Source organism: Kitasatospora arboriphila (genome assembly GCF_039528095.1).
Classification (GTDB): Bacteria; Actinomycetota; Actinomycetes; order Streptomycetales; family Streptomycetaceae; genus Kitasatospora; species Kitasatospora arboriphila.
The window spans coordinates 33,248-39,247 of the sequence record NZ_BAAALD010000070.1 but is presented as its reverse complement, the minus strand read 5'-3'; the positions used below and the strand labels follow the sequence as shown (position 1 = coordinate 39,247).

The 6,000-nt window shown below is 75.7% G+C and carries 5 protein-coding genes, 1 pseudogene and 1 riboswitch; all 6 genes and pseudogenes read left to right on the top strand.

Annotation, left to right across the window (positions count from 1 at the left end; all coding sequences use genetic code 11):
• Window positions 1-1,902 (top strand): annotated as a pseudogene (locus tag ABD353_RS28515) (hypothetical protein); the annotation flags it as partial.
• A 69-nt stretch (window positions 1,903-1,971) separates the two neighbouring features.
• Window positions 1,972-2,418: a hypothetical protein gene (locus tag ABD353_RS28510; protein WP_344626556.1), complete on the top strand. Its 447-nt coding sequence runs from the start codon at window positions 1,972-1,974 to the stop codon at window positions 2,416-2,418.
• Window positions 2,419-2,592: 174 nt separating this feature from the next.
• A riboswitch (FMN riboswitch) is annotated at window positions 2,593-2,720 on the top strand.
• Window positions 2,721-2,881: 161 nt separating this feature from the next.
• A complete protein-coding gene (locus ABD353_RS28505) occupies window positions 2,882-3,544 on the top strand; it encodes a riboflavin synthase (RefSeq protein WP_344626555.1) in 663 nt (220 codons plus the stop codon).
• Between the two features lie 56 nt (window positions 3,545-3,600).
• The gene (locus ABD353_RS28500) at window positions 3,601-4,188 is read left to right on the top strand and encodes a nicotinamide mononucleotide transporter family protein (protein WP_344626560.1); all 588 of its coding nucleotides are present in this window, start codon (window positions 3,601-3,603) and stop codon (window positions 4,186-4,188) included.
• Window positions 4,185-5,444 (top strand): bifunctional 3,4-dihydroxy-2-butanone-4-phosphate synthase/GTP cyclohydrolase II, encoded by a 1,260-nt coding sequence (locus ABD353_RS28495; protein WP_344626554.1) that lies wholly within the window; start codon window positions 4,185-4,187, stop codon window positions 5,442-5,444. Before ABD353_RS28500 ends, ABD353_RS28495 begins: the two co-directional genes overlap by 4 nt.
• Window positions 5,445-5,507: 63 nt before the next feature.
• Window positions 5,508-5,993: a 6,7-dimethyl-8-ribityllumazine synthase gene (ribH, locus tag ABD353_RS28490; RefSeq protein WP_344626553.1), complete on the top strand. Its 486-nt coding sequence runs from the start codon at window positions 5,508-5,510 to the stop codon at window positions 5,991-5,993.
• Window positions 5,994-6,000 lie beyond the last annotated feature (7 nt).

Below are 6,000 nucleotides of genomic sequence, written 5' to 3'. Positions count from 1 at the left end.
GGGAGACCGGGGGCCGCGCCCCCCGCCCCCGGCGCGCCCCGCCTCGCGCCCGGCCCCGCCCTGCTCGGCGCCGGAGAGAGCCCCCCCGCCCGCACCGCCCACCTGGACGCCGCCGCCCTCGCCCGCACCCCCGGCCGCCCCGACCTGCTCGCCCGCGCCGCCCTCGGCCTCGGCACCGGCCCGGTCGGCTTCGAGGTCGCGCTCCTCGACCGCGAGCAACTCGCCCTCCCCGCCAAGGCCCGCACCGCCCTCGCCGCCCCGGCCCCCGGGCCCGCAGCGCCCGCCCGTCCCGGCGAGCGCCTGCCGGGCGGCCCCGGCGCCGGCCGGCGTGCGGTGCTGATCGCCGAGGTGACGGCGCGCCTCTCGGTGGCCGCGGCGCTGGTCGAGACCGACGGGTACCGGGCGGAGCTGGCCGAGGAGGCCGTCCGGCTGGCGCGGAGCACGGGCGACCCCGCCGCGCTCGGGTCGGCCCTGGCCGCGCTCTGCGACGCCCGGTCGGGACCGGACCACTGCCGGGCCCGACTGGACTGGGCCGGGGAGATCGTCGCCCTCGCCCGCACCGCCGACGACCCCGTCCTCGAACTGCTCGGCCGGCGACTGCGCCTGGTCGCCCTGTGGGAGACCGGGGACCTGGCCGCCGGGGACGCCGAGATCAGCGCCTTCGACGCCCTCGCCCGGGTGCTGCGCCGCCCGCTGTACGGCTGGTACGCGCCGCTGTGGCGCGGCGCCCGGGCCCTGCTGGAGGGCCGCCGCGAGGACTGCCGCCGCGAACTGGCCGAGACCGGGGCGGTCGGCCGCCGGGCGGGCAGCGCGAACGCCGCGATGCTGGCCGCCACCCAGCACTGGTGCCTGCTCGCCGCGGAGGGCGACACCGAGGGGCTGGCCCGGCTGATCGAGGGTTCGCCGCCGCTGGAGCGCGAGCCGGGCGTCTGGCCCAAGGTCGCACTCGCCCTGCTCGCCGCCCAGTTCGGCCGGACCGAGGAGGCCGCCCGGCGGCTCGCCGCCGTCGCACCGGCACTGCCCGCCGCGCCGCGGGACAGCGAGTGGCTGCCGATGCTGGCCCAGGCCGCGGAGACCGTGGGCCTGCTCGGGGCGCACCCGGTGGCCCGGCAGGTCGCCGGTCCGCTCCGCGCGGCGCTGGCACCGTACGCCGGGCTGTTCGCCGTCGAGGGCATCGGCGCCGCCGTCCGCGGGCCGGTCGACCACCACCTGGCGCTGCTCGCCGCCGCGGGCGCCGACCGCGACGCCGCGGACCGCCCCGCCGCCGACGCCCCGACCCCGGCCGCCGCGGCCGGCATGCCCGACCCCGCACCGACACCCGCCCCGGCCCCGGAGGCGGAGTCGTCCGAGGCCGCCTTCCGCTTCGACGGCGGCCGGTGGCTGCTGCGCTACGGCGGACGCGAGGCCGGGCTGCCCGACAGCAAGGGCCTGCGCGACCTCGCGGTGCTGCTCGCCCGCCCCGGCACCCCGGTGCCGGCCCTCGACCTCGCCACCGCGGTCGGACGGCCGGGCCCTGACCACGCCGGCCTCCACCGTCCGGCCGACACCGGCGAGTTGATCGACTCCACGGCCCGTGCCGCGTACCGCCGACGGCTGCGCGAACTCGCCGAGGAGACCGAGGAGGCGGACGCCGCGGGGGACGCCGAACGCTCCGCACGGCTCGCCGTCGAGCAGGACGCGCTGCTCGGGCAGCTGTCCGCCGCGTACGGGCTCGGCGGCCGGGCACGCCGCACCGGGTCCGCGGCGGAGCGGGCCCGGACGGCCGTCACCGCCCGGATCCGTGCCGCGGTGTCCCGGATCGGCGCGGTACATCCGGAGCTCGGCCGGCACCTGCAGGCGGCCGTCCGCACCGGCACCTTCTGCGAGTACCGGCCCGAGCAGGCGCCGCCGTGGCGGCTGTGAGCGCGGACCGCACACCGTGCCGTCCGATCTCACGCCCCGGGGGCAGACACAGCCCCCGAGGAGGACACCATGACCACCACCGCGTCCGCCGCCACCGCCCGTGCCGCCGCCCCCGACGAGGAGACCGTCCGCCGGCTCGCCGGCCTGCTGGTGGACTTCCTGCGGACCGGCGTGCCGCCGCAGGGCCTGTTCACCGCCGACGTCCTCTGCGACCTGACCGTGCCGCAGTGGCGCCTGCAGGCCACCGGCCCCGAGGGCGTGGCCGCGCTGCGCCGGGCCGGTCACCCGGCGACCGGCACCGTGCCGCGCAGCCGGGTCGACCGTACGGGGACCGGCTTCACCATCGAGGTCGAGGAGCGCTGGGAGGCCGGCGGCGACCACTGGTACTGCCGCGAACTGATGCGCGCCGACGTCCGGGACGGCGCGATCTCGGAGATCTCGGTCTACTGCACCGGGGACTGGGACTCCGCGCAGCAGCGCCGGCACGCCGAGGAGGTGCCGCTGATCCGCCCCTGAGGCACCGCCGTTGACGCGCCCTCAGGGCCGGCGGAGGGCGCGCCCGGCGCCGCCGCGGCGGCCGGGCGGGCTATTCCCGTGACCGGCCGGTCGCCGAGTGAAACAGACCACAGACCCACCCCCTGCTGCTGCGGCGCCGATCATGGCAGAATGACGGCAGTAGTAGTGACGTTCAGCGCACTCCGGGGTCGGTGAAAATCCGAACCGGCGGTTACAGTCCGCGACCCGTCCGCAGCCAGCGGCCGGTTGACCAGGTGAAATTCCTGGACCGACGGTTAAAGTCCGGATGGGAGGCGTGCGCGGCGGACGAGCAGGTCCACGACCCGGCGACGGGTCGTGGAGATCGGGCAGGAGAGCTCTCTTCGGCGACGGTGCCGGAGGCGGGTTCCCTTCCGGTCGTGCCGTCCGCGTCATCTCCCGTGCCGCCCCGGAGTCCGCGCCCCTAAGCGCGAGGAGAACCCGGGTGTTCACCGGCATCATCGAAGAGCTCGGCGAGGTCGTCTCCATCGAGGAGATCGGCGACTCCTCGCGTATCCGCCTGCGCGGCCCGGTGGTCCGTTCCGGTGCGAAGCACGGCGACTCCATCGCGGTCAACGGCGTCTGCCTGACCGTCGTCGACAGCCCCGAGGAACTGGCCGCCGAGACCGGTGAGTTCAGCGCCGACGTGATGGCCGAGACGCTGCACCGCTCCAGCCTCGGCGCCCTGCGGCCCGGCTCGCGGGTCAACCTGGAGCGGGCCATGGCGCTCGGCGCCCGGCTCGGCGGACACCTCGTCCAGGGCCACGTCGACGCCACCGGCGAGCTGCTCTCCCGCGCCCCCGGCGACCTCGACGCCGACGGCAACCCCCGCTGGGAGGTGCTGCGCTTCTCGCTGCCGCAGTCCATCACCCGGTACCTGGTCGAGAAGGGCTCGATCACCGTCGACGGCGTCAGCCTGACCGTCGTCGACGCCGCCCTCGACTCCTTCAGCGTCTCGCTGATCCCCGCCACCCTCGAACTGACCACCCTCGGCACCAAGGCCGTCGGCGACCCGGTCAACCTCGAGGTGGACGTCCTCGCCAAGTACGTCGAGCGGCTGCTCGACACCCGCACCCTGCCCGACCACCTCGCGAAGGACGCCTCGTGAGCGCGCTGACCTCGGTCGCCTTCACCGCCTTCGGCGAGCAGGTGAAGTGGGCCGACATGATCGGCAACCTGCTCGGCCTGGCCGCGCTCGCCCTCGGCTGGCGCCGCTCGGTGCTCAGCTGGCCCGTCCAGCTGCTGGCCGGCGCCGTCCTCGTCGCCGCCTTCCTCGGCGGGCAGGCCCCCGGCATGGTCGGCAAGCAGCTGGTCGTCATCGTGACCGCGGCCTGGGGCTGGGCGCAGTGGCAGCGCGGCCGGCGCGACGGCGGCACGCTCGCCGTCCGGTTCGCCTCCTGGCGCGAGCGCGCCCTGCTGGTGGCCGGCGCCGCACTCGGCACCGCCGCCGTGGCGGGCCTGTTCATGGCCTTCCCGAAGCTGTCCTGGGCCCCCTGGCTGGACGCCTACATCTTCGTCGGCACCCTGACGGCGATGGTCGCCCAGGCCCGCGGCCGGGTGGAGTTCTGGTTCGCCTGGATCGCCGTCGACCTGATCGGCGTCCCGTACTCCTACACCCACGGCTACGTCTTCTCCGCCCTCACCTTCGCCATCTACTTCGTGCTGGTGCTGCTCGGCCTGCGGACCTGGTGGCTGAGCACCCGTACGGCCCGTCCCTCGACCGCCAACGTCCCGCAGGGAGTCACGGCATGACCATCCAGCACCCCGACGAGCTCGCCCTCGACCCGGTCGAGCGCGCCATCGCCGACATCGCCCTCGGCCGCGCGGTGATCGTGGTCGACGACGAGGACCGTGAGAACGAGGGCGACATCGTTTTCGCCGCCTCCGCCGCGACCCCCGAACTCCTCGCCTTCACCATCCGCTACAGCTCCGGCGTGATCTGCGCCCCGATGATCGGCGAGGAGCTCGACCGGCTCAAGCTGCCGCCGATGACCGCCGTCAACGAGGACCGCAAGGGCACCGCCTACAGCATCTCCGTCGACGCCCGGGACGGCGTGGACACCGGCATCTCCGCCGCCGACCGCGCCCGCACGATCCGGCTGCTCTCCTCGCCCGGCACCGAGGCCGCCGACCTCACCCGCCCCGGCCACGTCTTCCCGCTGCGCGCCGTCGACGGCGGCGTGCTGGTGCGGCCCGGCCACACCGAGGCCGCCGTCGACCTGGCCCGGCTTGCCGGCCTCACCCCGGCCGGCGCCATCGCCGAGGTCGTCAACGACGACGGCACCATGGCCCGGCTGCCCGAACTCGTCGCCTTCGCCCGCGAGCACGGCCTCGCGATCATCTCCATCGAGGACCTGATCGCCTACCGCCGCCGCACCGAACTGCACGTCGACCGGGCCGCCGTCACCGCCCTGCCCACCGAGTACGGCGACTTCACCGCCGTCGGCTACAAGGGCACCATCGACGGCGTCGAGCACCTCGCGCTGGTCGCCGGCGGCCTCGACGCCGACGGCCGCCTCCCCGAGGGCGAGGACGTCCTCGTCCGGCTGCACTCCGAGTGCCTCACCGGCGACGTGCTCGGCTCGCTGCGCTGCGACTGCGGGCCGCAGCTGCAGGCCTCGCTGCGCCAGGTCGCCGAGGCGGGCCGCGGCGTCGTCCTCTACCTGCGCGGGCACGAGGGCCGCGGCATCGGCCTCAGCCACAAGCTGCGCGCCTACGAGCTGCAGGAGCAGGGCCGCGACACCGTCGACGCCAACCTGGACCTCGGCCTGCCCGCCGACGCCCGGGACTACTCGATCGGCGCGCAGATGCTCGCCGACCTCGGCGTCCGCTCGCTCACCCTGCTGACCAACAACCCGCACAAGCAGAACGCGCTCACCGAGCACGGCCTGAAGGTGAAGGGCCGGCTGCCCGTCGAGGTCCGGGTCGGCGAGCACAACGAGCGCTACCTGCGCACCAAGCGGGACCGGATGGGCCACGACCTGCCGTGGCTCGACGCCGACTCCTGAGCCACCCCGCACCACCACAGCCTTCGCACACCAGCACAGCCTTTGAGACAGAGGAAGTACGACGTGAGCGGCCACGGAGCCCCCGAGCTGACCATCAAGAACTGCGCCGACCTGCGGGTCGCGGTGATCGCCGCGCAGTGGCACGACCAGGTGATGAACGGCCTGCTGGACGGCGCCCACCGCGCCCTCAAGGAGCTCGGCATCGAGGAGCCGACCGTGCTGCGGGTGCCCGGCACCTTCGAGCTGCCGGTCGCCGCCAAGCACCTCGCCGGCCGCGGCTACGACGCCGTGGTCGCCCTCGGCGTGGTCATCCGCGGCGGCACCCCGCACTTCGACTACGTCTGCGAGGCCGCCACCATGGGCCTGACCCAGGTCGCGGTGGACACCGGCGTGCCGGTCGGCTTCGGCGTGCTGACCTGTGACGACGAGCAGCAGGCGCTGGACCGCGCCGGCCTGCCCGACTCGGCCGAGGACAAGGGCCACGAGGCGGTCACCGCGGCCGTCGCCACCGCCGTGGCGCTGCGCGGCGTCAGCGAGCCCTGGCGGTAGAACGGGG